This is a genomic window from Micromonospora sp. I033, from assembly GCF_053890995.1.
The window spans coordinates 1-21,331 of sequence record NZ_JBSSLX010000041.1 but is presented as its reverse complement, the minus strand read 5'-3'; the positions used below and the strand labels follow the sequence as shown (position 1 = coordinate 21,331).

Annotated in this window: 19 protein-coding genes, 1 tRNA gene and 1 pseudogene; 6 read left to right on the top strand and 15 right to left on the bottom strand. The window is 71.5% G+C overall.

The window, feature by feature from the left end; genetic code table 11:
* Nucleotides 1-12: 12 nt before the first annotated feature.
* Complete coding sequence (locus tag ACW0Q9_RS10135) at nt 13-1,020, top strand: DMT family transporter (protein ID WP_456179914.1); 1,008 nt, start codon at nt 13-15, stop codon at nt 1,018-1,020.
* Between the two features lie 159 nt (nt 1,021-1,179).
* On the opposite strand, the gene ACW0Q9_RS10130 is transcribed toward ACW0Q9_RS10135, so the two are convergent.
* The 7 genes from ACW0Q9_RS10130 to ACW0Q9_RS10100 all read right to left on the bottom strand — a co-directional run bounded on the left by ACW0Q9_RS10130 (nt 1,180) and on the right by ACW0Q9_RS10100 (nt 10,924).
* On the bottom strand, nt 1,180-2,358 hold the full coding sequence (locus tag ACW0Q9_RS10130) for a hypothetical protein (RefSeq protein ID WP_456179912.1): 1,179 nt from the start codon (nt 2,356-2,358) through the stop codon (nt 1,180-1,182).
* Nucleotides 2,355-2,879 (bottom strand): SigE family RNA polymerase sigma factor, encoded by a 525-nt coding sequence (locus ACW0Q9_RS10125; protein WP_456179910.1) that lies wholly within the window; start codon nt 2,877-2,879, stop codon nt 2,355-2,357. Before ACW0Q9_RS10125 ends, ACW0Q9_RS10130 begins: the two co-directional genes overlap by 4 nt.
* 157 nt (nt 2,880-3,036) lie before the next feature.
* Nucleotides 3,037-3,741, bottom strand: a complete 705-nt coding sequence (locus ACW0Q9_RS10120; RefSeq protein ID WP_456179908.1) for a BPL-N domain-containing protein — start codon at nt 3,739-3,741, stop codon at nt 3,037-3,039.
* A gap of 142 nt (nt 3,742-3,883) precedes the next feature.
* The gene (locus tag ACW0Q9_RS10115) at nt 3,884-5,263 is read right to left on the bottom strand and encodes a heparan-alpha-glucosaminide N-acetyltransferase domain-containing protein (RefSeq protein ID WP_456179906.1); all 1,380 of its coding nucleotides are present in this window, start codon (nt 5,261-5,263) and stop codon (nt 3,884-3,886) included.
* Nucleotides 5,260-6,021, bottom strand: a complete 762-nt coding sequence (locus ACW0Q9_RS10110; protein ID WP_456179904.1) for a BPL-N domain-containing protein — start codon at nt 6,019-6,021, stop codon at nt 5,260-5,262. Before ACW0Q9_RS10110 ends, ACW0Q9_RS10115 begins: the two co-directional genes overlap by 4 nt.
* Entirely contained in the window at nt 6,015-6,827 is an 813-nt protein-coding gene (locus ACW0Q9_RS10105) for a dimethylarginine dimethylaminohydrolase family protein (RefSeq protein ID WP_456179902.1), read from the bottom strand. Before ACW0Q9_RS10105 ends, ACW0Q9_RS10110 begins: the two co-directional genes overlap by 7 nt.
* A gap of 80 nt (nt 6,828-6,907) precedes the next feature.
* Nucleotides 6,908-10,924, bottom strand: a complete 4,017-nt coding sequence (locus ACW0Q9_RS10100; RefSeq protein ID WP_456179900.1) for a Pls/PosA family non-ribosomal peptide synthetase — start codon at nt 10,922-10,924, stop codon at nt 6,908-6,910.
* 1,242 nt (nt 10,925-12,166) lie between these two features.
* Here ACW0Q9_RS10100 and ACW0Q9_RS10095 point away from each other — a divergent pair.
* Nucleotides 12,167-12,541: a transcriptional regulator gene (locus ACW0Q9_RS10095; protein ID WP_456179948.1), complete on the top strand. Its 375-nt coding sequence runs from the start codon at nt 12,167-12,169 to the stop codon at nt 12,539-12,541.
* Nucleotides 12,542-12,546: 5 nt separating this feature from the next.
* Here the strand turns inward: ACW0Q9_RS10095 and ACW0Q9_RS10090 are convergent, their stop codons facing one another.
* Complete coding sequence (locus ACW0Q9_RS10090; RefSeq protein ID WP_456179898.1) at nt 12,547-13,170, bottom strand: dihydrofolate reductase family protein; 624 nt, start codon at nt 13,168-13,170, stop codon at nt 12,547-12,549.
* 276 nt (nt 13,171-13,446) lie between these two features.
* The gene (locus ACW0Q9_RS10085; protein WP_456179896.1) at nt 13,447-13,800 is read right to left on the bottom strand and encodes a cupin domain-containing protein; all 354 of its coding nucleotides are present in this window, start codon (nt 13,798-13,800) and stop codon (nt 13,447-13,449) included.
* 133 nt (nt 13,801-13,933) lie between these two features.
* On the opposite strand from ACW0Q9_RS10085, the gene ACW0Q9_RS10080 reads away from it, so the two are divergent.
* Nucleotides 13,934-14,500, top strand: a complete 567-nt coding sequence (locus ACW0Q9_RS10080; RefSeq protein ID WP_456179894.1) for a TetR/AcrR family transcriptional regulator — start codon at nt 13,934-13,936, stop codon at nt 14,498-14,500.
* Nucleotides 14,497-15,321, top strand: coding sequence for an oxidoreductase (locus tag ACW0Q9_RS10075; RefSeq protein ID WP_456179892.1), 825 nt, complete (start codon nt 14,497-14,499; stop codon nt 15,319-15,321). The genes ACW0Q9_RS10080 and ACW0Q9_RS10075 overlap by 4 nt, the downstream gene beginning before the upstream one ends.
* 69 nt (nt 15,322-15,390) lie before the next feature.
* Here the strand turns inward: ACW0Q9_RS10075 and ACW0Q9_RS10070 are convergent, their stop codons facing one another.
* Complete coding sequence (locus tag ACW0Q9_RS10070) at nt 15,391-15,834, bottom strand: hypothetical protein (RefSeq protein ID WP_456179890.1); 444 nt, start codon at nt 15,832-15,834, stop codon at nt 15,391-15,393.
* Nucleotides 15,835-16,221: 387 nt separating this feature from the next.
* Here ACW0Q9_RS10070 and ACW0Q9_RS10065 point away from each other — a divergent pair, with 387 nt between their 5' ends.
* Both ACW0Q9_RS10065 and ACW0Q9_RS10060 read left to right on the top strand, forming a co-directional pair.
* Nucleotides 16,222-16,887: a hypothetical protein gene (locus ACW0Q9_RS10065; protein ID WP_456179888.1), complete on the top strand. Its 666-nt coding sequence runs from the start codon at nt 16,222-16,224 to the stop codon at nt 16,885-16,887.
* Nucleotides 16,888-17,093: 206 nt separating this feature from the next.
* A pseudogene (locus tag ACW0Q9_RS10060) lies at nt 17,094-17,393 on the top strand (site-specific integrase); the annotation flags it as partial.
* A 57-nt stretch (nt 17,394-17,450) separates the two neighbouring features.
* On the opposite strand, the gene ACW0Q9_RS10055 reads toward ACW0Q9_RS10060, so the two are convergent.
* From ACW0Q9_RS10055 to scpB, 5 genes are all read right to left on the bottom strand, one after another.
* Nucleotides 17,451-17,524: transfer RNA gene (locus ACW0Q9_RS10055), tRNA-Pro, on the bottom strand.
* Nucleotides 17,525-17,680: 156 nt separating this feature from the next.
* The gene (der, locus tag ACW0Q9_RS10050) at nt 17,681-19,087 is read right to left on the bottom strand and encodes a ribosome biogenesis GTPase Der (protein WP_456179886.1); all 1,407 of its coding nucleotides are present in this window, start codon (nt 19,085-19,087) and stop codon (nt 17,681-17,683) included.
* Entirely contained in the window at nt 19,084-19,764 is a 681-nt protein-coding gene (cmk, locus tag ACW0Q9_RS10045; RefSeq protein ID WP_456179884.1) for a (d)CMP kinase, read from the bottom strand. Before cmk ends, der begins: the two co-directional genes overlap by 4 nt.
* Nucleotides 19,765-19,951: 187 nt before the next feature.
* The gene (locus ACW0Q9_RS10040; RefSeq protein ID WP_393438569.1) at nt 19,952-20,722 is read right to left on the bottom strand and encodes a pseudouridine synthase; all 771 of its coding nucleotides are present in this window, start codon (nt 20,720-20,722) and stop codon (nt 19,952-19,954) included.
* Nucleotides 20,709-21,331, bottom strand: a 623-nt coding sequence (scpB, locus tag ACW0Q9_RS10035) for an SMC-Scp complex subunit ScpB (protein ID WP_456179882.1), incomplete at its 5' end; no start/stop codon positions are given. The genes scpB and ACW0Q9_RS10040, both read right to left, overlap by 14 nt.

Below are 21,331 nucleotides of genomic sequence, written 5' to 3'. Positions count from 1 at the left end.
TCGCGTTCAGCAGTGACACGGGTTGAACGCGCGGTTCACGCATCGCTGAGTTCGGTACGTCCCGCTTCCGCGACCTATTCCTTCTCGTCGCAGGAGCGATTACTCATGCTTGTCTCCGAACACCCGGTGGCCGCCGCTCGGCGTTCCGCCGCCGGCCTGTGGTTGCTCGCCTCCGCGGGCGTGCTGTGGGGCGCCGGTGGCCCCTCTGGCCGCCTGCTCGCCCTCGAAACCGGGCTGTCGCCGCTGGCGGTGGCCGCGTACCGGCTCGCCATCGGCGGCACCCTCATAGTCGTCGTGCTGGTGGTGACGCGGCGGCCGCTGCCGCGTGGTGGGGCCGCCTGGACCCGGATCACCGTGCTCGGCATGCTCGCCGCGCTCTTCCAGGCCTGCTTCTTCGCCGCGGTCTCGTTCACCTCGGTGAGCGTCGCCACCCTGCTCACCATCGGCGCGTCACCCGTCCTGGTCCTGATCGCCGAGTGGGTCACCGGCCGGCGGCGGATCGGTCCGTCCGTTCTCTCGACGCTGGCACTGGCCGTGACCGGTCTGGTCCTGCTCGTCGGCGCACCGTCCGGCGTCCGGAGCGCCTCGGGTGCGCTGGCCGGAGCCGCACTGGCACTGCTGGCGGCGGGCGGCTTCGCCACCATGACCTTCGTCAGCGCCCGGCCCGTCGCGGACCTCGACGACCTCGCCGCGACCGGGCTCGGCTTCACCGTCGGCGCAGCCATGCTTGCTCCGCTGGCTTCAGGAACATCCGGTATGGGCTTCCACCCTGGTTGGCTTTCCCTCGCCCTGCTGCTTTTCCTGGGCATTGCGCCCACCGCCGCCGCCTACACGCTTTACTTCCGGGGCCTGCGCAGCACCTCAGCCGGTACCGCCTCGCTGATGGCGCTGCTGGAACCGCTCGTCGGGACGGTTCTGGCGGCGTGGATCCTCGGCGACCGTCTCGGCCCCACCGGTCTCGTCGGCGCCGGGCTGCTCACCATCGCCATCCTGCTCCACACCCGCCGTTCGCATCGCTAGCGGTGCGGGCCCGGGCCGGACCACACCTGCCCGGGCCCGACGATCCGCTGCGACATCAGGCCCGCGACCGTGCTGAACCCGACCCTGCGGGCGCGGCGATCCGGAGACGGCGCGGCCGGCGGAGGTCCACCCCGCCGGCCGCACCGTTTCATGGTCGCGTCAGCACCGCCACATGCGCGGTCCGAGGATCTGCGCGTCGTCGCCGGCGGTCCGGGCGTGCCCCACGACCAGCCCCGTGTCGGACACGGCCGTGGCCCGGCCGGTCTGCCCGGCGGGTACCCGCAGCTCGACCGCCGTGCCGTCGCGCAGGAGGGTGCCGGCGGCGACCACCCAGCCCGAGGCGTTGACCGCCTGGCCGGGACCGTCCGCCGTCAGCTGCGTGACCGCGCCGGTCCGCAGGTTCCACAGCGCCGCGGATGTGGACGGCCACAGGCCGCCCGTGGCCCAGTCGCCCCGTGCCGCGTAGCCGGCGCCGGTCTGGCCGGCCGGCGCCGTCAGCTTCCGGCCCCTGCCCTGCTGGTCCCAGGCGTACGCCGCCTTCGCCCTGCCGTCCTGGTACATCGCGCCGACGATGGTCCCGTCGTCGGTGATGCCGTAGGCGTTGGCGCCGTCCGGCAGCGGCAGCCTCACCGCTTCCGTCGAGCCCGCCCGCCAGAACAGCACGATGCTGTCCTCGCCGCCGGAGTTGCCGCTGGGCTCCGCGTTGATGACGACGTCGCCGGCCGCGTTGATCGCGGGGGTCGGGTACACGTGCCAGTTCCCCGGCGGGGTGCGCAGCCGCGAGTAGGCACCCTGCTCGTAGCGGAAGACGTACTCCCGTGGCCCGTCCTCCACCAGGCCGACCGCGACGCCGGCGGCGTTGACGGCGTTCACCTGGACCGATTTGCCGGGCACCGGCAGCGCCTGCGGCTTCCCGTCCGTCCACAGGACCGGCCGGAAGTCCTGCCCGACGACGTCGTTGCCGATGACGTACCGGCCGGTGGGGTCGACGCCGGTGGCCGTGACCCTTCTCATCCCGGCCGGCACTGGCAGTTCGCTCAGCCGGCACGGGCCGGCCGAGGCCGTCAAGGCGCTGTCCGTGCCGGCCGGCTCCGGCGACCTGGTCGCGCCCGGCGAGGCGCCGGCCGGGGCCGCGTCCGGCCGCGCGCCCGCCGTCGTCAGGATCGACGGCGTCGTGAGCAGCAGGGCTGTCGCCAGCGCCACGCCTCCGGCCCCCTGAACCGAGCGGCGGCGAAAGGCGCGCCGGCGGCCGGCGCGGACCAGCCCGTCGATCTCGATGCGGCTGGCCGGCACCTCGACCGCGCGCAGCCGGTCCCGCAGTTCCTGTTCGTCGTTCATGGCCGACCCCTCCCTCCCTGTGCGATCGTGACCGGACGCCCGGGGCCCAGCGCCTCGCGCAGCGCGGCGAGCCCCCGCGCGCACTGGCTCTTGACGTTGCCCGCCGAGCAGCCGAGAGCCTCCGCGGTGGCCTCGACCGACAGGTCACCGAAGTAGCGCAGCACCACGACCGCGCGCTGGCCCCTGGGCAACGAACGCAACGCCGCCAGGAGCGCGTCCCGTTCCTCGAAGTCCTGTTCCGGGGGGACGGGGAGATCCGGCAGCCGGTCCCCGAGCAGCACCCTCGACCAGCCGCGCCGCCGCTCGTCGAGGTATCGGCGCATCAGGATCCGGTGTACGTAACCGTCGAGGTTGTCGGCGCCGGCGGCCCGCTTCCAGTTGAGGTAGAGGGCGGTGAGCGTCGCCTGGACGATGTCGTCCGCCTGGAAGGCGTCGGCGCAGAGGAGGTACGCGGTACGGTGCAGCCGGGGTAACCGCGCTGTCACGTACTCGACGTACTCCCGTTCGAGGTCGGGCCGCATCCTGCTCCTCTTGTTCGGCGGGCATGGACCGTGGGCTCTGGTCGTCTCTATGTCGGCGTCCGCCATGAGGAAGGTTGCACGGGGCGGCGACTCCGTTCGCTCCGGCCCACCGCCCGACAGTCCCCACGCCGACCGGGGACGCATCGGGTTCGCCGGGTCAGCTCCTACCGAGGGCCTGGCCGTCGCCCTGCATCGTGCTCCTGATCAGGTCATGGCCCAGATCGAAGCGGATGCCGTCCGGGTTGGTGAGCCCCGCGTCGGCGTACCACGCCCGATCGGCTTCGGGGTGTGGTCCCACGAGCCCCACTCGGCCGGCGCCGTAGCGGGCGACCACGGCGGCGGCCGCGCCGGTGTCGTAGGTCGCCAGAACGGTTCCCGACGCCCCGGGTCGCAGGTGAAACGTCGGCCCGTCCTGGAAGTACATGTGCCGGACGCGGCCGCGCCACCGGACCGGGATGATCGTGTCGTCGGTGTTGTCGACGCTCGCCCCGTCGGTGCTGATGTACTGGTCCACCTTTCCGTCGATCAGCCCGAACCCGGGCTCGGCGGCGGCCAGATACGCCCCCAGACAGAAGCCGAGGTAGTGCCCGCCGTCGTCGACGAAGTCGCGGATCTGCTCGGCGTGGTCTCGCAGCTTGCGCCAGGCCGGCCTGACCTCGCCGCCGCCGGGCTGCGCGTACACCGCCGCTTCGGCCAACACGTCCGACGAGATCTGCCGCTGCTCGTCCGGACCGCAGTACTCCGTGCGGAACTGTGCCGGCGAGTCGCGGAGCAGGGCCGCGACCGCCTCCGCGCAGCCGGAGCAGGCGGCCGGACCCCGGTAGACGAGTGCCAGCGGCCCGTCCCCGGAGCCTGCCGACATGCCGGCCCACCCCAGAGCGGCCAGGGCGCCGGCGGCACCGACGCCGACCAGAAGACGCCGTCGACCGATCCTGGGCGGCGCGTTGAGCGGCAGAGCCGACCTGATCCGTCCCATGCCGCTCGCCTCCCCCTTGATCGCCGCGTCAGCCCGTCGCCGGCCGGTCGACCGGGTATTCGCCCGCGCCCGACACCGCTGGTGAGTACATCGACATGCCGGCCCGACCGCGCCGTCGTCGGCTCGTCCGCCGGACCAGCCGGCGAGCGGCGCGGGAAAGCGCCGTCACGAGCCCCTCCAGGGGGCCACGGCCCGCGGTGGCCCACCATGCGGTCCCGACCAGCACGATAGCCACGACCTGCACGAGGTATCCGGATACGGGAGCGAAGGAGTCGAGGTCGGAGTTGATGAACATGATGTGCGCGGTGTAGAAGGTCAGGGTCATGCCGCCGGCCGCGGCGAGGGGCACCAGCAGCACGGAGATCGCCCGTCGCGGGTGGGGCCGTGCGACGCGAGTCGCGAGCAGCATGACGGCGAGCAGGGCGATCGCACTTCCGGTCGTACCGATCAGGTCGAGCGGCGTGCTGGTGTGCGGTGCGTCGACCGCGAGCCACCACCAGGTCGAGGTGGGCGTGCTGCCGTCCCCGCCGAAGGTGAGCAGTTCGGTGGTCTCCTGCGCGTTCAGCCCGCTCTTCGGCTGGGTGGACCAGATCTGCCGCAGGCCCTCGTAGCGATTCAGCAGGATCCACGATGCCACCGGCGCCGCGGCCGCGAACGCGGCTCCGGTGACGAGCAGCCCGACGACCACTCTCATCCTGGTCAGGGTCAACCGCCCGATCACCAGGCCGGCACACAGGTACGCCAGCCACGCCACCGCCGGATACTCCCCGGTGAGCGACAGCTCGCTGAGCAGCCCGCCGGGGTCGTGGACGAGTTGCGCGAATGCCGCGTTGTCGTAGGCCGGTTCCGCCAACTGTGGCGCCAGGATCTGGCGGAGAACGGGAGCGCCGGCGGAAACGACCAGGCCGGTGACCGCCACCAACCAGGTCGGCAGGAACACCAACGGGATCGCCAACACGAACATCACCGCGTAGTAGGGCAGGATCACCGCCGCCACCGACGCGTCGGTGTAGCCCAGCGCCAAGCCGATCGCGCCGATGGCCAGGGCCCGGACGGCCAGCGCCGCCACCGCGCCCGAGCGGTCGGTCAGGCGAACCCGCCGTCGATCGGTCAGGAACGCGAGTCCGACTCCCGCCAGCACGGCGAAGAGTGCCGCCGCCCGTCCACCGAAGGTCGCGTACCACCAGGTCGGCCGCCCCGCGGCGTCGGACTCGGGCAACGAATGCACGGCGATCATGCCGAGCAGCGCCACTCCCCGGGCGGCGTCCACACCGAGCAGCCGGAATCGCCCGACCGGCGGATCGGTCGCCGCGGGCGGACCGTCGGCGCCCCCGGCGATGGGGGCTGGCCTGTTCGCTTCGGCGGCGCGCTCGAGATCCCGCCACTTGAGGTCAACGGTCTGGGTCATGGCCTCATCACCGTGTCGACCAGATCGCAGCCGAGATCCACGCCGAGCCGTTCCGGGGCACGCAGCCCGGCGTCGAGGTACCAGTCGTCGGTGGCTTCGGGGTGCGGGCCGACGACGCCGACCCGGCCGGCGCCGAAGGGAGTGACCAGTGCCGCGAACCTGCCGTTCGGGTAGGTGGCGAGGATGTCCGCGTCGGCGTTCGGGCGCAGCTGGAAGTACGGGCCGTCCTGGAAGAAGAGGGTCCGCTGCCGGCCGCGCCAGGAGACCTGGACGACGGTGTTCTTCTCCGAGTCCACGGTGGCGGCGGCGGAGCCGATGTACTGGTCGGTGTCCCCGGGCAGCAGGGCGAAGCCGGGGGTGGCCCCGGCGAGATAGCCGCCGAGGCAGATCCCCAGGTACCGCCCACCGCTGTGGACGAACTGGCGGATCTCGTCGCGGTGATGCTTCAGGTGGCGGTAGCCGCGCTTGAGGGAGCCGCCGCCGGGCTGGGCGTACAAGGCCGCCCCGGCCAGTGCCTGACGGCTCAGTGGCAGGTCCTCGTCCGGGCCCACGTAGCGGACGTCGAAGCCCCACCGGCTGGACTTCAGCAGCGCCGCCACCGCCTCCGGGCAGCCGGGCAGCGTCGCCGGGCCCCGGTAGACCAGCGCCACGGGTGGTGGTGTCCCCTGCGGCAGGGGTGAGCGGACCGTCAGGCCACGGCCGGCCAGTGCCCGCCCGCCGGCGGCGACCAGCCGGCCGAGCGCTCCCGAGGTCAGCACGACGCCGCCGGCAACGGGTTGTCCAGCGTCAACGCCGTGCACCGCACGCCACCGCCGCCCTTGGCCAGCTCGGTCGTGTCCAGCTCGACGACCCGCAGGCCGCGCTCCCGCAACGCGGCCGCCAGCCGCGGCGCTCCCCTGGTCATGGTCACGGTGACGCCGTCGCTGATCAGATTGAGCGCGAACCGGGCCGCCTCCTCGACGCCCACCTCGATCAGGTCCATGCCGAGTCCACGCAGCCGCCGGCAGCTCGGCTCGTCGAGCGCCTGCGGACAGTAGGCAAGCGCCCGCCCCGGCTCGACCACCGCGACCGCCAGGTCAAGGTCGTACCACCGGTGGCTCACCGTCTGCAGCGGCACCACCTCGTAGCCCAACGCCTGCCGGAGCACCCCGTGCATCCGCCGGTCCGTCCGCTGGCCGTAGCCGGCCAGCAGCAGGTCCCCGCAGGCCAGCGCGTCGCCCTGGCCACTGAACGGGTACGGCGCCTCCAGCACGTCGAAATCGTTGTTGATCAACCACTCCTGGAAGTACGGCAGCTCGGCCTTGCGCTCCGGTGGCGGCGCCCCCAGCACGGCCCGATCGCCCCGCACCAGTGCCGCGTTGGCGGTGAACACCATGTCCGGACACTCCGGCGCCGACGCGACGTACTCGATGCGGCGACCCGCCGCCCGGTGCGCCGCCACGATCGCCTCGTGCTCGTTCACTGCCGCCGCGTGATCAGGCTGCACCTCGGTGTGCATGTACGGGTTGATCTCGTAGTCGACCCGGAAGTGAGCAGCGTCGGAAACCAGTAGTGCCTTGTTCATCGAGCGGTTGTCCCTCTTGTGAAGTGGTGGATGGACGGAATCTGGTGCTGCGGTGCGGTGGCAGCCGCAGCGGCGCGGCATCAGGCCGCGACCCGTTCGACCGGGTCGCGGGTGAGCACTCCCTGCGCGGGGATCCCCCGCCATCGGGTCCCGCGGGTCAGGTGTTCGCCCTTCATCAGGAGCGAGAGCGATTCCAGGCTGACGTCGTCTCCGACGACGGCGTCATAGAGCACGATCGCGCGGGTGCCGATCGTGGCGCCGGCGCCGACGGTGACGACGGACATCTTCATCACCCGGTCCTCGAACAGGTGCGTCTGCAGCGACACCTCGGTGCCGACCGTGGCGTCGTCGCCGATCTTCACCAGGTCGAACTCCGTCAGGTACGTCGTCCCGATCCAGGTGCGTCGACCGACGCGGACCCCGAACCAGCGCAGCACCGGCGGCAGGAACGGCGTGCCGACCAGGAGCCCGACGCCGGCGGGGACCGCCGCGGCCTCGTAGAGGCCCGTGACGAACTCCGAGCGCCGGACGAAGTCGCTCCAGAGCGGTTCCACCCGGGGTCGGTACGTGCCGACGACGTTGCGCTTGGTCGCCGCGCAGAACAAGATCACCGCTACGCTCGACGCCATCGCGACGAACGGTGACACCAGCGCCGGCACGAGCAGGTCCCGGCCGTTGGCGAGCCAGGAGAGCGCCAGGAGGTAGAGGTAGAAGCTGGCGCCGAGCACCGACGCGGGCAGGGTGGCGCGGAAGAACTCGACGAACAGCCGGCGGGCCACCATCGTGCGCGGCGGGCGGAAGGTCAGCTCCTCCGAGAACGAGCCGCTGCTCTGGCGCACCGGAAGGTGCATCGCCGGTGAGCCCAACCAGGACGTGCCCTCCGGGACCCCGTCGTCGGGCGGCAGCGTGCTGACGCCGAGCAGGGACCCGTCGCCGAGCACCGTGCCGGCCGGTACGAACGCGGCGTTGCCGACGAAGGCCCGGCTGCCGACCGTCGTGGGCAGGAAGGCCACGCGGCCGTTGGCGAACGTCGCGGCGCCGAGGCTGGCCATGTCCGCGACGAAGCTCTCCGATCCCAGCGTGAGCAGGTCCGGGTCCAGGTGCGCGGCGGTGGAGACCTCCGCGCCGCGGCCCACCTTGGCACCGAGCAGTCGCAACCAGGGCCCGGTGTAGAGGGTGGCGTAGAGCGAGTTTGTGAAGATCAGACTGAATTCGAGCAGCTTGTCCGCGATCCACTTGCGCACGCCGAGCATCGAGTGCACGCGGTGGTGTACACCGATCGGCACCCGTGCCAGCACGAGGCGCTTGCCGAGGGCGACCACCGCACAGACGGTGAGCACGTAGACGATGCCGGCCGGGATGGTCGCGACCAGGCCGGCAAGCAGACCTCGGGTCAGCAGCACCCACCAGACCAGCGCCACGCTGGGCAGGACCATCGCGATCGCGCCGAGTTCCAGGCTGATAAGGCCGACCAGGGCGGCGGCGACGTGGTGCGGGCGCCAGCCGTTGCGCAGCCGCCGGTAGCTGAACATGGCTTCGACGGTGGGGGCGAGCCGGGGGGTCGGAGCCGGCGGTGAACCAGCCCAGCGCTGCCCGGGTGGCACCGTTTCGCCGTGGACGAGGACGGACTGCTCGCCGACGCCGGCGTACGCCCCGACCGAGGCCCCCGGCTCGAGAACCGCGTTCGCGCCGACGAAGGCACCCGACCCGATGGTGATCGGACCGACGACGACCCAGCCGTCCTCCGCCCGCCACGGACGCAGCGAGACGCCGTACCCGATGGAGGCGTCCCGCCCGATGGAGATCAGGCTGGGCAGACTGATCGCGCTTGTCGCGATGATGCTGCGGCGGCCGACTCGGGCACCGAGAAGCCGCAGGTAGGCGGCGATCAGTGGAGACCCGCTGAGCACGGGCAGTGGCCCGATCGCGAGTAGCGTGTTCAGCGCCCAGAGCCGGACGTAGGTCGGTCCCCACAGGCGGTACCGACCGGGTCGGATGCCCGCGGCCAACGGCCGGGCCAGCAGCACCGGCAGCACCCAGCGCACGCCGAGGTAGCTGAGCAGGATCGCGACCATCAGTTCCATGAGGACGCGGACGGACACGAAACCGTCGTTCCGGGTGTAGACGTAGGAGACGGGAAGCGTGACCGCCAGCAGCAGCAGGTAGATCACCGCCCCCTGCCCGGACCCGGCCAGCGCGATCCGGCGGCTGTTGTGCCGCACCGGGGCGGGGCGGGGTGGTGCGGTCGGCCCGCCGATCCGGTCGGCGGCGCCGAGGTGCGTGGCCATGCCGCGTACGGTCGGGTGGGCGTAGAGGTCCCGGACCGCCGGGCTCACGCCGACCTCGCGGGTACGCAGCAGTGACACGACGCGTGCGGCGAGCAGCGAGTGTCCGCCGAGGTCGGTGAAGAAGTCCGCCTCGACCGAGAGCGTCTCGGGCTCGATGCCGAACGCCTCCGCCCAGGCCGCGCGTACCTGCTCCTCCAGCTCACCCTCGGCGGCCACGAGCGGGCCGGTCGTTCGGGTGAGCCGGCGGCTCGGCGCGGGCAGGCGTTTCCGGTCGACCTTCCCGCTGGGCATGGTCGGCAGCGCGGTGACGACGTCCAGGAAGGAGGGCACCATGTAGGCGGGCAGCCGGGTCTGCAGGGTCTGGCAGAGCCGGCCGATCAGGTCCTCCCCGCCGCGCTCGTCGCTGTCGTGCGGTACGAGGTAGGCGGCCAGCTCGCGGGGGGCGTCCGGACCGTCGGCGACGGGAACGAGCGCCACGACGGCCTCGGCCACATCCTCGTCCTCCAGCAGCACGCTCTCGATCTCACCGAGATCCACCCGATGACCACGGATCTTGACCTCGGAATCCGCTCGGCCGAGATACTCGATCTCCCCGTCCTCGGTGACCCGGCCCAGATCCCCGGTGCGATACAGCCGGCTGCCCGGCGGCGCCAACGGGTGCTCGATGAATCGGTCCGCGGTCAGGTCAGGTCGCCCGACATAGCCCCGCGCCACCCCCGGACCGCCGATACAGATCTCACCGACCTCGCCATCGGCGACCGGCCGGCGCTGCTCGTCCAGCAACACGGCGGTGTAGGTCGGCAACGGCCGCCCGATGGTGACCGGCCGTCCGGGCAACAGCTCACCCCAGATCGCGGTGACCGTGGCCTCGGTCGGCCCGTAGGTGTTCAGAATCCGCCGGCCCGGCCGGCTCCACCGCTCGACCAGCTGCCCCGGGCACGCCTCACCACCAACCAGCAGGTTCCGGATCCGCGGCAGGTCGCGGGGAATCGTGGCCAGCAGGGTGGGCACACAGTAGAAGACCGTGATGCCCGCCTCGTCCAGGAAGTCCGCCAGCTCCGCCCCGAGACGCCGGGAATCCGTCGGACCAGCCACCAGCGTCGCACCGACCGACCAGGTCGGCCAGATCTCTTCGATCGCGAAGTCGAACGCGATCGTCATGCCCTGGTAGACCCGATCCTCCGGACGCACGTCGTACGCACCCGGCACCACGTCCAGGAAGTTGCAGATGCTCGACTGCGCGACCTCGACACCCTTGGGCCGACCGCTGGACCCCGACGTGTAGATCACGTACGCGCTCGGATCCCGGACACCGTCGCGGTCGAGATCCGGCCGGTCGCTCGGCGCCGCGGCGAGTTCGGCGGCGCAGGCGTCGACCACGACCGCCCGTCGGTCACCCACCCGGTCGGCGAGCGCCGAGGAGGTCACCACCAGGTCGACGTCGGAATCCTCGGCGATGTACGCCACCCGGTCGGCCGGAGATTCGGGGTCGATCGGCACGAAGGCCGCCCCCGCCTTTCCCACGCCCAGCAACGCCACATAGGTCTCGACGGAACGCTGCAGCAGGATGGCCACCCGGGCGGCGCCGGCGACGCCGAGGGCGCGCAGGTGATGGGCCAGCCGGTTGGCCCGCTCCTCCAACTCCCGGTAGGTCAGCCGCTCGCTGCCGCACTCCAGTGCGACGGCCGACGGATTCCGGTCGCACGCGGCTTCGAACACGTGATGCAGACGCCGGGTTCTGGTGACGCCGCCCTCGCCTCCTGGCCGGGCCGCCGCGTCGACGATCCGCGAACCGACGACGACGCGCATGTCCGCATCCGGAAGACGCTCCACTTGCGCGGGTGACGTGGACGCAGCGATGTGCTCGACCTGCTTCACGGAAACCCGAACCTCCTGCGCCGACCATCCGAAACCAGCTGTTGCCAGGCAGCGACCACCGTGCGGAAGCTGGCCGGTCACCCAGGACCTGGCACCGAGAACGCCGCCGGAGAAAGCCCGTGCGGGTGCGCATGCAGACGGAATATCCGCAGCATTACCCGCAATGCCCAATGAAGGTAGCAAAGCTTCTGAAAAGGGATGTCACGGACTCTGAATCTCCGACTTTCGGCTGATTCGCGAGCCAGCCACTCGTCGCCGTTCACGTCCGGCGACCCGGAGGTAGTTGACCCGGCAGTCAGGTGTTCGGAGCCGACACCTGCACGCCGCACAGTCGGGCAGGCCTGTTCCACAAGGCGCAGGTCGGAAATCTCCACACGGGACATCCACAAGATTCACTCGATTTTTGAGCGGGCGGGACGAGGGCCTGCCGAGAGGGCGGCGATGCGCGGCAGAGAGTTGGACAGTAATTACCAGACGAGGGCAAAACGGTCATCAGGGCTGATTAGTCCCGCACGCAATTGGCCGGCCTGAGGCACCGCGCGTATCCGGTATGCAATGTAGAGCGGCCGGTGGAATCAATTCGCTGAACTGGATATTCCCTGGTAGAGGGTTCGCCGCCCATGACAAGGCTCGCTCCGGGCACGTCCAGCCGAGGGTCGCGAGGTGCTCAGCGTGTCGGACCACCCGAACCGCTCACCCCACAGCGAGGGCACACCCGGGGAACTCCTGGCGTCGGTGGCCGACCTCCGGCGGCGCACCCGGGTCGCCCGACAGGCCTACTGGTTCCCGCTCCTGCTGTTCGGTCTCCTGATGGCGATGGCCGCGCCGCTGTACGTCGAGTCGGTGGAGCCGCCCGCGCTGCGGGGCACGAATGACAACCCGCCACTGAGCGGCCTCGGTGGAGATCTCCTCGAGCGGTCGGCGGTTGGCTGGTACTGGCTGGTGGCGCTCATCGGCGGTTACCTGGTCAGCCTCTGGTGGTATCGGTGGCACGGTGAGCGGGTGGGCGTGCAGACACCGACCCGGGCCTACGTCGTCGCCGGCGTCGCGGGCGCCCTGGTGGGGCTCGTGCTGCCGATCACGCTGCGATTCCTGTCGCTCAACACGGCGACGGCGCTATCGAACGCCACGGGTTGGGTGACCGCACCGCTGCTGGGCATCTCCAATCGCGGCATGTCCGACGTGAGCAGCGAGAACGACGCGACCACCCCGGGAGTCGGCGCCGACAGTGCCGGGTACCCGACGAACAGCCTCAGCGACACCGTCCACCAGCGTCACCGGCTCGGCATCCTCACCATCGCGGCAGAGGCCGAGCGGGTGGAGGTGGCGTACCTCCGCGACGCGCTGGAACTCACCCCTGGCAACCTCTCCCGGCACCTCGCCGTGCTGGAGGAGGCGAACCTGATCCAGATCGAGAAGGGCTACCACGGCCGCCGGGCCAGAACCTGGATCAGGATCACCCAGCAGGGGCAGAGTGCGCTGACCGCCGAGATCGACGCACTGCGGGAACTCCTCCGCCGCCACCAGCAGGGGCGGCCATCCACCTGACGGGATCAGCGCGTGACGGCGTACCGCACATGAACGGCGTACGGTGAGTGGTGGACCGAGAGGATCGTGAGGTCGACATCGCGGTCGAAGCCCTCGAAGAGCCGCTTCCCCCGGCCGAGGACGACCGGAGCGGTGGTGATGCCGAGTTCGTCGACCACTCCCGCCGTGAGCGCCTGCCGGATGATGTCAGCGCCGCCGCCAATGGCGACGCCGCCGTCGCCGGCCGCCCGCCGGGCCGCCGCCAGCGCCTCCGCGAACCCGTCGACCATGAGGAAACCGGTGCTCGGGTCGGGCTGGTCCGCGGTGCGGTGGGTCAGCACGACCATGGTCCCTCCGAACGGATTCCGGCCGCCCCAGGCGCCCGCGCTGTCGTACATGCCCCGACCGCACAGGCCGGCGCTCGTCCCCTCGAGCAGCGCGTCGAAGTACGCGCGGTCCGCGTCGGTCATGCCGGCGCCGGGTTCGCGGTCCGTCTCGTAGGTCCACGGGCCGCCCATCACCCAGTAGTGGAGCCGCTCGCCGCCGATGCCGAGCCCCTGGCCCTCGCGATCGTCGGGACCGGTGATGTAGCCGTCCAGTGACACGGTGATGCCGGCCTTCACCGGGCCGTGCCGTTCGGTGGTGCTCATGGTTCCTCCTGTGCCGGAAATCGGAGACGTCGGACCCGGCGGGAACTGCCGGTGGTCCCGGACTCACCGGGCCGCCCCGGTCGAGCTTCGCTCAGGTTCAGCTTTGGGCAAAGTCCGGCGCAGGACCATGAATGCGACTCCCGCTGATCGACCGTGACTCTCGGCGCTCCCCGGACCGGCCCACGGGTCCGACCCGAGGGCGTGATCCGTAGGTGGGCGGGGCGGCGGTTCAGCGGGAGAGGCGGTTCTCCGAAAGCACCGGGTCGACGTTTGCCATCAGTCGCACGGTGTCACCAGTGGCTGCTTCTCGTCGACGAAGTACGTCGAGAGCATCCTGGTGGTGACGTCGTTGGTGATGTTCCGGGCGTTGTGGACGACCCCGGCCGGGATCAGGAACGGCTCACCGGCGTGGATGGTGAGGGTGGGGCGATCGTCGAACTCCAAGGCGACGACACCGGCGAGAAGGAAACCGACCTCCTCCCCGGGGTGCTTGTGGCGACCCGACGCCAGCCCCACCGGGATCTCGAAGAGAGTTTGGACGATCAGCCGACCCGGTACCGAGGCCGGGTGCCGCTGCAGCTCGGTGCGCCGTACGGTCGGTCGCTCCGCGACGCCTGGATCGTGCGACACCCGCGTCTCCCGTCTGCCGATCCACCGGCTCGCGTTCTAGACAAAAGCGACATTAGCGCCCAGCGAGGCGACGGGTAGGCGATCCGGCACATCGCCTTTTGACGAGCTGACGTTCTGTGCAACAATCGTCAGCATGTCGAACGACCGGCTGGAGACGATCCTGGCCGCCGCGTACGAGTGCTTCACCCGGCACGGCATGCGGCGCACGACGATGGACGACATCGCGGCGGCGGCCGGCATGTCCCGGCCCGCGGTCTACCAGTACGTCCGCAACAAGGACGACGCCTACCGGCGCCTCGCCGAGCGGCTCTTCGACGGCTCCCTCGCGCAGGCCCGCCAGGTCGCCGCAGCGCCCGGCGCCGACCTGGCGCAGCGGCTGCACGACGTGCTCGCCGCCAAACTGGAACTCACGCTGCGGCTGCACCGGGAGAGCCGGCACGCGATTGAGTTGCTCGACACCAGCGCCAAGCTCACCGGGGACCTCGTCGAGACGTACACCCGGGAGCTGACCGACGTGGTGGCCGGCGTGCTCGCCGACGCCGCCGGGCCGCGAGCCCGCGCGGTGGCCGACGTGCTGGTCGCGCTGACCCGCGGCCTGGAGGCCGACCTCACCGACCCCGACCTGCCCCGACGGCGGCTGCGCGACGGCGTCGCGCTGCTCGTCGCGGGCCTGCCAGCCCCGCCAGGAGACCACACATGACCACCGTCCTGATCACCGGCACCTCCTCCGGCATCGGCCGGGCCACCGTCCGCCGGCTCGCCCGCCGCCCCGACCTCACGGTGTACGCGACCGCGCGCAACATCGACGCGATCGCCGACCTGGCCGGCTCCGGCGCCCGGCTGCTCCCCCTCGACGTGACCGACGAGGACTCCATGCGCGCCGCGGTAGCGGCGGTCGAGGCCGCCCACGGCCAGGTCGATGTGCTGGTCAACAACGCCGGCTACGGCGAGTACGGCCCGATCGAGGACACCCCGCTGGACCGGGTCCGCGCCCAGTTCGACACCAACGTCTTCGGGCTCGCCCGGCTCACCCAGCTCGTGCTGCCCGGCATGCGCCGGGCCGGCCGGGGCCGGATCGTCAACGTCAGCTCAATGGGCGGCCGGCTCGTCTTTCCCGGCGGCGGCTACTACCACGCCAGCAAGTACGCCGTGGAGGCCATCTCGGACGCACTGCGCCAGGAGGTACGCCCGTTCGGCGTGGACGTGGCGATCGTCGAGCCCGGTCTGATCCGCACCGGCTTCGGCGCGGTGGCCTCCTCCACGCTGGCCGCCGGAGCCGGCCCGACCGGGCCGTACCGGAAGATGGTCACGACCGTCGACGCGGTGATGACCCGGTCGTACGGCAACCGGATGCTGTCGGCGACGCCGGACACGGTGGCCCGGGTGATCGAGCGGGCCGTGACGGCCCGGCGGCCGCGCACCCGCTACCTGGTCACCGCCGCCGCGTGGGCGATGGTCCACACTCGCCGGCTGCTCGGCGCCCGGGTGTTCGACACGGTCAACCGCCTGCAGTTCCGCTGACCCGTCCAGCGGGTGGCAGGTCCGGCCGGCGTAAGTGCTCACCGTCTCCACGAGGCAGAGGCGGCCCGGCTACCGGCGCTCGCCGGCGTCCGTCTCCTTCCAGAACGCCTCAAGGTCAATCGGCTGGTCGCTGTCCTGGGCGGATTCTGGGGCGGAGTCAGCAGGAGGGCCAGCAAACCACCGCTGTGACGACCGGGGCACCAGCAGCAATACGCCGATACCCAGAGCTGCCACCATGTTGGCTGCCCGCAACCACCCGATCTCTGCGTACCGAAGAAGGCCGAATATCAGGTTGCTGGCCATCGCCACGACGACGAGGCCCTGGGCCAACGGGTTACCCCGCCACAGTCCGTAGATCAAAGCGGCAGCAACGGCTGTGGCGATCAAGTTGGCGGTGACGCTGGCGGCGTTGGTCCAAGGACCATAAGCGATGACAGCGATGTAGCCCACGATCAGGAACGCCAGTGCCGCCAACACCGGGCGCGGCGGGCGGCGCGTCGTCTGCTCGATCACCGGCGCATCGTACGGTCGCCACCTGTCCTGGGCTGTCCCACCCGCAGCCTGGCTGCCATCCCCTGCCGCCGGCCCGCCCTCCTGGGGAGCGGACCGGCGCCCGGTCCGCCACGTCTCGGCGCTACCGTCTGCGGCGGCCCCGGCTTCCCGCTCTCCGCGCCAACCGGCGGGCGTGTTGCGTGACGGCCGCAGAGCGTCAGCGGCAGCGGCCGGCGCACGCCCTGGCGGCGGCGCGTGCGGCTCGTCAAGGCCGCCTTGAGGACGTACCGAAACACTTCGCCGGCAGCCGGCTGTCCGGTTGCGGGACCTGCATGACAGACCGGTACAGGACCTGGGTGACGCAGCTTGGGGGTGGCCGGGGCCTCCGCGATCAACCACCATGAGCGGGTGATCGAGCGGGGCATTGAACAGCGACCGACGAACGTCGTCCGTCGGCGTGTGATGGCAACAGCGCTCACCGGCCTGGCCGTCGTCGCAGTGCCAGCCGTGCTCGTTGCCCAGCGCAACCCGTGGCACTACGTACACCTGATGCCGTTCGGTCGGTCGTCAGTCGTGGCGGCCGTGCTGTTCGCGGCGCCGGTGCTGCTCGGCATCGCGGCGTGGCTTGTCCTGCGGCCAGTGCTGGCGCGGGCGGCGGCCGTAGTTGCGACCGTCTTGGCGTTGGTAGCGCCCTGTGGCGGACTCCTGTTTCTCCCGGGGACGTCGGTCTACGGGCTCCACGGCGTGGAGCCAGACAGGGATACCGAGGTTGCAGCCCTCTCCCCAGGCGGTTCGTTCGAGGTGGTTCTGCTGCGCTACCGCGGGTTTATGACGGGCTTCGATATCTTACGGATCCGGTCACGGGCCGGGCTGACGAGCCGGGAAGCCAACCAGGATCTCGCATGCTTCGCCACGCCGTTCGATGGGCTTCCCCCCGATGGCACCTTCGACAGCGCTCGGTTCCTGAGCGACCACGAGATTGAGGTCCGGACCGAGTCAGGCCAGCCCTGGACGACCCGGTTCGACCCACACACCCTCCTGGCCACCTCCACCCTGTCCCATGGCTGCCGGTAGGCGGCGGTCTAGCCACACACTGTCCCGAGACTGGTATGTCACGGAGGTCCTGGGACCCGACATCGCCGGCAGCCGGCCGACCGATGCTGCGAAATGACTGCTCTCGCCGCGTAGACGGCGTCGTCGCTGCGCTTGTTGCGAGCCCACTTCATGCAGGACGGTCGGCGGCCTCGATGGCACGTACCCGGCGGATCAGTTGCCGCCGCCAGGTCTGGCGCTCGGTCCGCGCCGACGGGTACAACAAGGCCAAGAAGTCGCGTCGCACCCTGCCCGCCCGGTGCGTCACCGCGCTCACTACCCATCACGAGCGCCACGGCCGACCATCAGCCGACCCCCTCGTCTTCCCCTCCACCGCCGGCACGGCCCTCGATCGGCACAACGTGCGCCGACCTCTGCGGCCACTCCGGCACGACCGTCACCGAGAGCGTCAACCGGCACCAACTCCGGCCGGTGCTCCTGTCCGGCGGCGTGGTCCCATGGATCGGATCTTCGGCGCCGAGGGATAGTCACCCAGCTACGACAAGAGGGCACGTCCATAAATTGGATGTGCCCTCTGAGCTGCGTCGGGACGGCCGGATTCGAACCGACGACCCCTTGACCCCCAGTCAAGTGCGCTACCAAACTGCGCCACGTCCCGATGCCCCCGCGCGTGTTCCCCGCGGCAGCCGGTACAGCTTAGCGCAAGATCTTCCGACCCGCGCACAGGCCCCACCGGCCGTCGCGAGCCACTCCCCCTAGAGCGTCCTAGGAAAGAAGCCGCCGGGGATCCCCGGCGGCTTCCTCAACGGTGGTGTCAGCCGTGCGCCTTGCCCCGGCCGCCCGGGCCGAGCTTCTTGCGCGGGCGGACCGAGATGTCGATCGGGGTGCCCTCGAAGCCGAACTCCTCGCGCAGCTTGCGCTCGACGAACCGCTGGTAGCCGGCGTCGAGCGGGCCGGTGGTGAAGAGCACGAAGCGCGGCGGGGACACGCCGGCCTGGGTGGCGAAGAGGATGCGCGGGGCGCGGCCGCCGCGTACCGGGTGCGGGGTGGCCTGCACCAGGGCGGTGAGCCACTGGTTGAGCTGCGCGGTCGGGATGCGGGTCTCCCAGCTCGCCAGCGCCTTGTGCAGCGCCGGGGCGAGCTTGTCGACCGCCCGGCCGGTCTTCGCCGACAGGTTCAGCCGGATCGCCCAGGGGATGCGGCGCAGCTCCCGGTCGATCTCCTTGTCGAGGTAGTAGCGGCGCTCGCCGTCGACCAGGTCCCACTTGTTGAAGGCGATGACCAGGGCCCGGCCGGCCTCCACCACCATGGTGAGGATGCGCTGGTCCTGCTCGCTGATGACCTCGCTGGAGTCGAGCAGCACCACGGCCACCTCGGCCGCCTCGATCGCCGAGGCGGTGCGCAGGCTGGCGTAGTACTCGGTGCCGCTGGCCTTGCCGACCCGCTTGCGCAGGCCGGCGGTATCGACCAGCTGCCAGGTCTCCCCACCGATCTCCACGAGGCTGTCCACCGGGTCGACGGTGGTGCCGGCCACGGAGTCGACCACCGCCCGCTCCTCGCCGGAGAAACGGTTGAGCAGGCTGGACTTGCCGACGTTGGGGCGACCGACCAGGGCCACGCGGCGCGGGCCGCGCGGGCGGTTCTCCACGATCTTCGGCGCCTCGGGCAGCGCCTCCATGATGGCGTCGAGCAGGTCGCCGGAGCCGCGGCCGTGCAGCGCCGAGACCGGGTACGGCTCACCGAGGCCGAGCGACCACAGCGCGGTCGACTCCATCTCGATGGCGGTGTTGTCGGCCTTGTTCGCCACCAGGATCACCGGCTTGGCGCTGCGCCGCAGCATCTTCACCGCGGCCTCGTCCACATCGGTCGAGCCGACCATGGCGTCGACCACGAAGAGCACCACGTCGGCGGTGGCGACGGCCGTCTCGGCCTGGGCGGCGATGGCGGCGGCCCGGTCCTTGGCGTCCGGCTCCCAGCCGCCGGTGTCCACCACGGTGAACGCCCGGCCGTTCCACTGTGCGTCGTAGGGCACCCGGTCCCGGGTCACCCCGGGGATGTCCTCGACGACCGCCTGGCGGCGGCCGATGATGCGGTTGACCAGCGTCGACTTGCCCACGTTGGGGCGGCCGACCACGGCCACCACCGGCTGCGGGCCGGTCGGCTCGCCGGGCTCCAGCTCCGGCTCGCGCAGCTCGACCCAGCCCCCGAAGTCCTCGCTCATGCCACACCCCGCTCGGTGAGCAGCGCGCGCAGCCGGGCGACGACCTCGTCGATGCCCAGCTCGGTGGTGTCCAGCACGACCGCGTCGGGCGCCTGCTGGAGCGGGTTGACCTTGCGGGTCGAGTCGAGCTTGTCCCGGCGGGCCAGGTCGGCGGCGGTCGCCGCGACGTCGGCCGCGTCCTCGGCGCTGCGCCGCTGGGCGCGGGCCGCCTCGGAGGCGGTCAGGTAGACCTTCAGGTCGGCGTCGGGTGCCACCACCGAGCCGATGTCGCGGCCCTCGACCACGATCCGGCCGGCCTCGGCGATCATCTGCCGCTGCCGGGCGACCAGCAGCTCGCGTACGGCGCCCACGGCGGCCACCGCCGAGACCGCGCCGGTCACCTCGGGACCGCGGATCGCCTTGGCCACGTCGACGCCGTCGGCGGTCACGCCGTACCCCTGGGGGTCGGTGCCGAGGCGCAGGTCGACCTCGCCGGCGACCTTGGCCACCGACTCGGTGTCGGTCAGGTCGACCCCGGAGCGCAGCACCGCCCAGGTGAGCGCCCGGTACATGGCGCCGGTGTCGAGGTAGCGGGCGCCGAGGCTGACCGCGAGCCGCCGCGACACGGTGGACTTACCCGAACCGGACGGCCCGTCCACAGCGACCACGCAGCGCCCGGCCGGTACGTTTTCCTCCACCTTGTCCTCCTCAGCCCGTACCTCGCGGGTCGTCGGTTCTCCGACGCCGTTGAGCGGTTGTTCCATCGTCAATCATCCCGCGCCGCGCGGGTCGGCCGCGCGCTACGCCGCCGGGGGCGACCCACGCCACCCGCCGGCCCGCGGGCCGCGTCGAAGCCTACCGGGAGCCGTACCCCGAACGACGGGGTCAGTCACCCACGGCCTTGAACAGGGCGGCAACCTCCGCGTTGGTCAGCCGGCGCAGCCGCCCGGTGCGCAGGTCGCCGAGCTTGATCGGACCGATCGAGGTACGGATCAGCCGGGACACCGGGTGTCCCATCTCGGCCATCAGGCGCCGGACGATGTGCTTGCGCCCCTCGTGCAGGGTCAGCTCCACCTGGGCGGTCTTGCCCAGGGTGCCCACCACCTTGAAGGAGTCGACCTTCACCGGCCCGTCCTCCAGCTCGACGCCGGCCGTCAGCCGCTTGCCCAGGTTGCGCGGGATCGGCCCGGCCACCTCGGCGAGGTAGGTCTTGAGCACCTCGTACGAGGGGTGCATGAGCTTGTGGGCGAGGGTGCCGTCGTTGGTGAGCAGGAGCAGGCCCTCGCTGTCGGCGTCGAGCCGCCCGACGTGGTAGACCCGCTGCTCCAGCCGCGCGCCGATGAAATCGGCGAGCTCGGTGCGGCCCTTCTCGTCGGCCATGGTGGTGACCACCCCGCGCGGCTTGTTCATCGCCACGTAGACCAGGCGGACGTCGGCCTGGAGCCGCTCGCCGTCGACGTGGATCACGTCCCGCGCCGGGTCGGCCTTGTCGCCGAGCTGGGCGACCCGGCCGTTCACGGTGACCCGGCGCCGGAAGATCAGGTCCTCGCAGGCACGCCGCGACCCCACGCCGGCGGCGGCGAGCACCTTCTGCAGGCGCTCGGCACCCTCGTAGACGGGGGCGTCGGGCTTCGGGGCACGGTCATCGCGTCGCATCGGCAAGCTCTTCTACGTCGTCGGGGAGGAAGGGGGCCAGGGGCGGCAGGTCGTCCACCGAGTTCAGCCCCAGCTTTTCCAGGAACATCGTGGTGGTCCGGTAGAGGAACGCCCCGCTGTCCGCTTCGGTGCCGCACTCCTCGACCAGGCCCCGGGACACCAGCGTACGGATCACCCCGTCGCAGTTGACGCCCCGGATGGCGGAGATCCGCGACCGGGTCACCGGCTGCTTGTAGGCGATCACCGCGAGGGTCTCCAGCGCGGCCTGGGTCAGCCGGACCGTCTGGCCCTCCAGGACGAACCGCTCGACGTAGGTCGCGTATTCCGGGCGGGTGTAGAGACGCCAGCCACCCGCGGCCCGGCGCAGCTCGAAGCCGTGCCCGGCGGCGGTGTAGCCGGCCGCGATCTCGTCGAGCATCGGGCCGATCCGCTCCGGGGACTGCTCCAGCACCTGGGCGAGGGTCAGCTCGCTGACCGGCTGGTCCACCACCAGCAGGATGGCCTCCAGGGCGCCGCGCAGCTCGGCGTCGTCCAGCACCGGCGCGGGCTCGGGCGCCGGCGCCGCCCGCCGCGCTCGCTTCCCGGGTACGCCGCTCGCGGCGCCCTCTC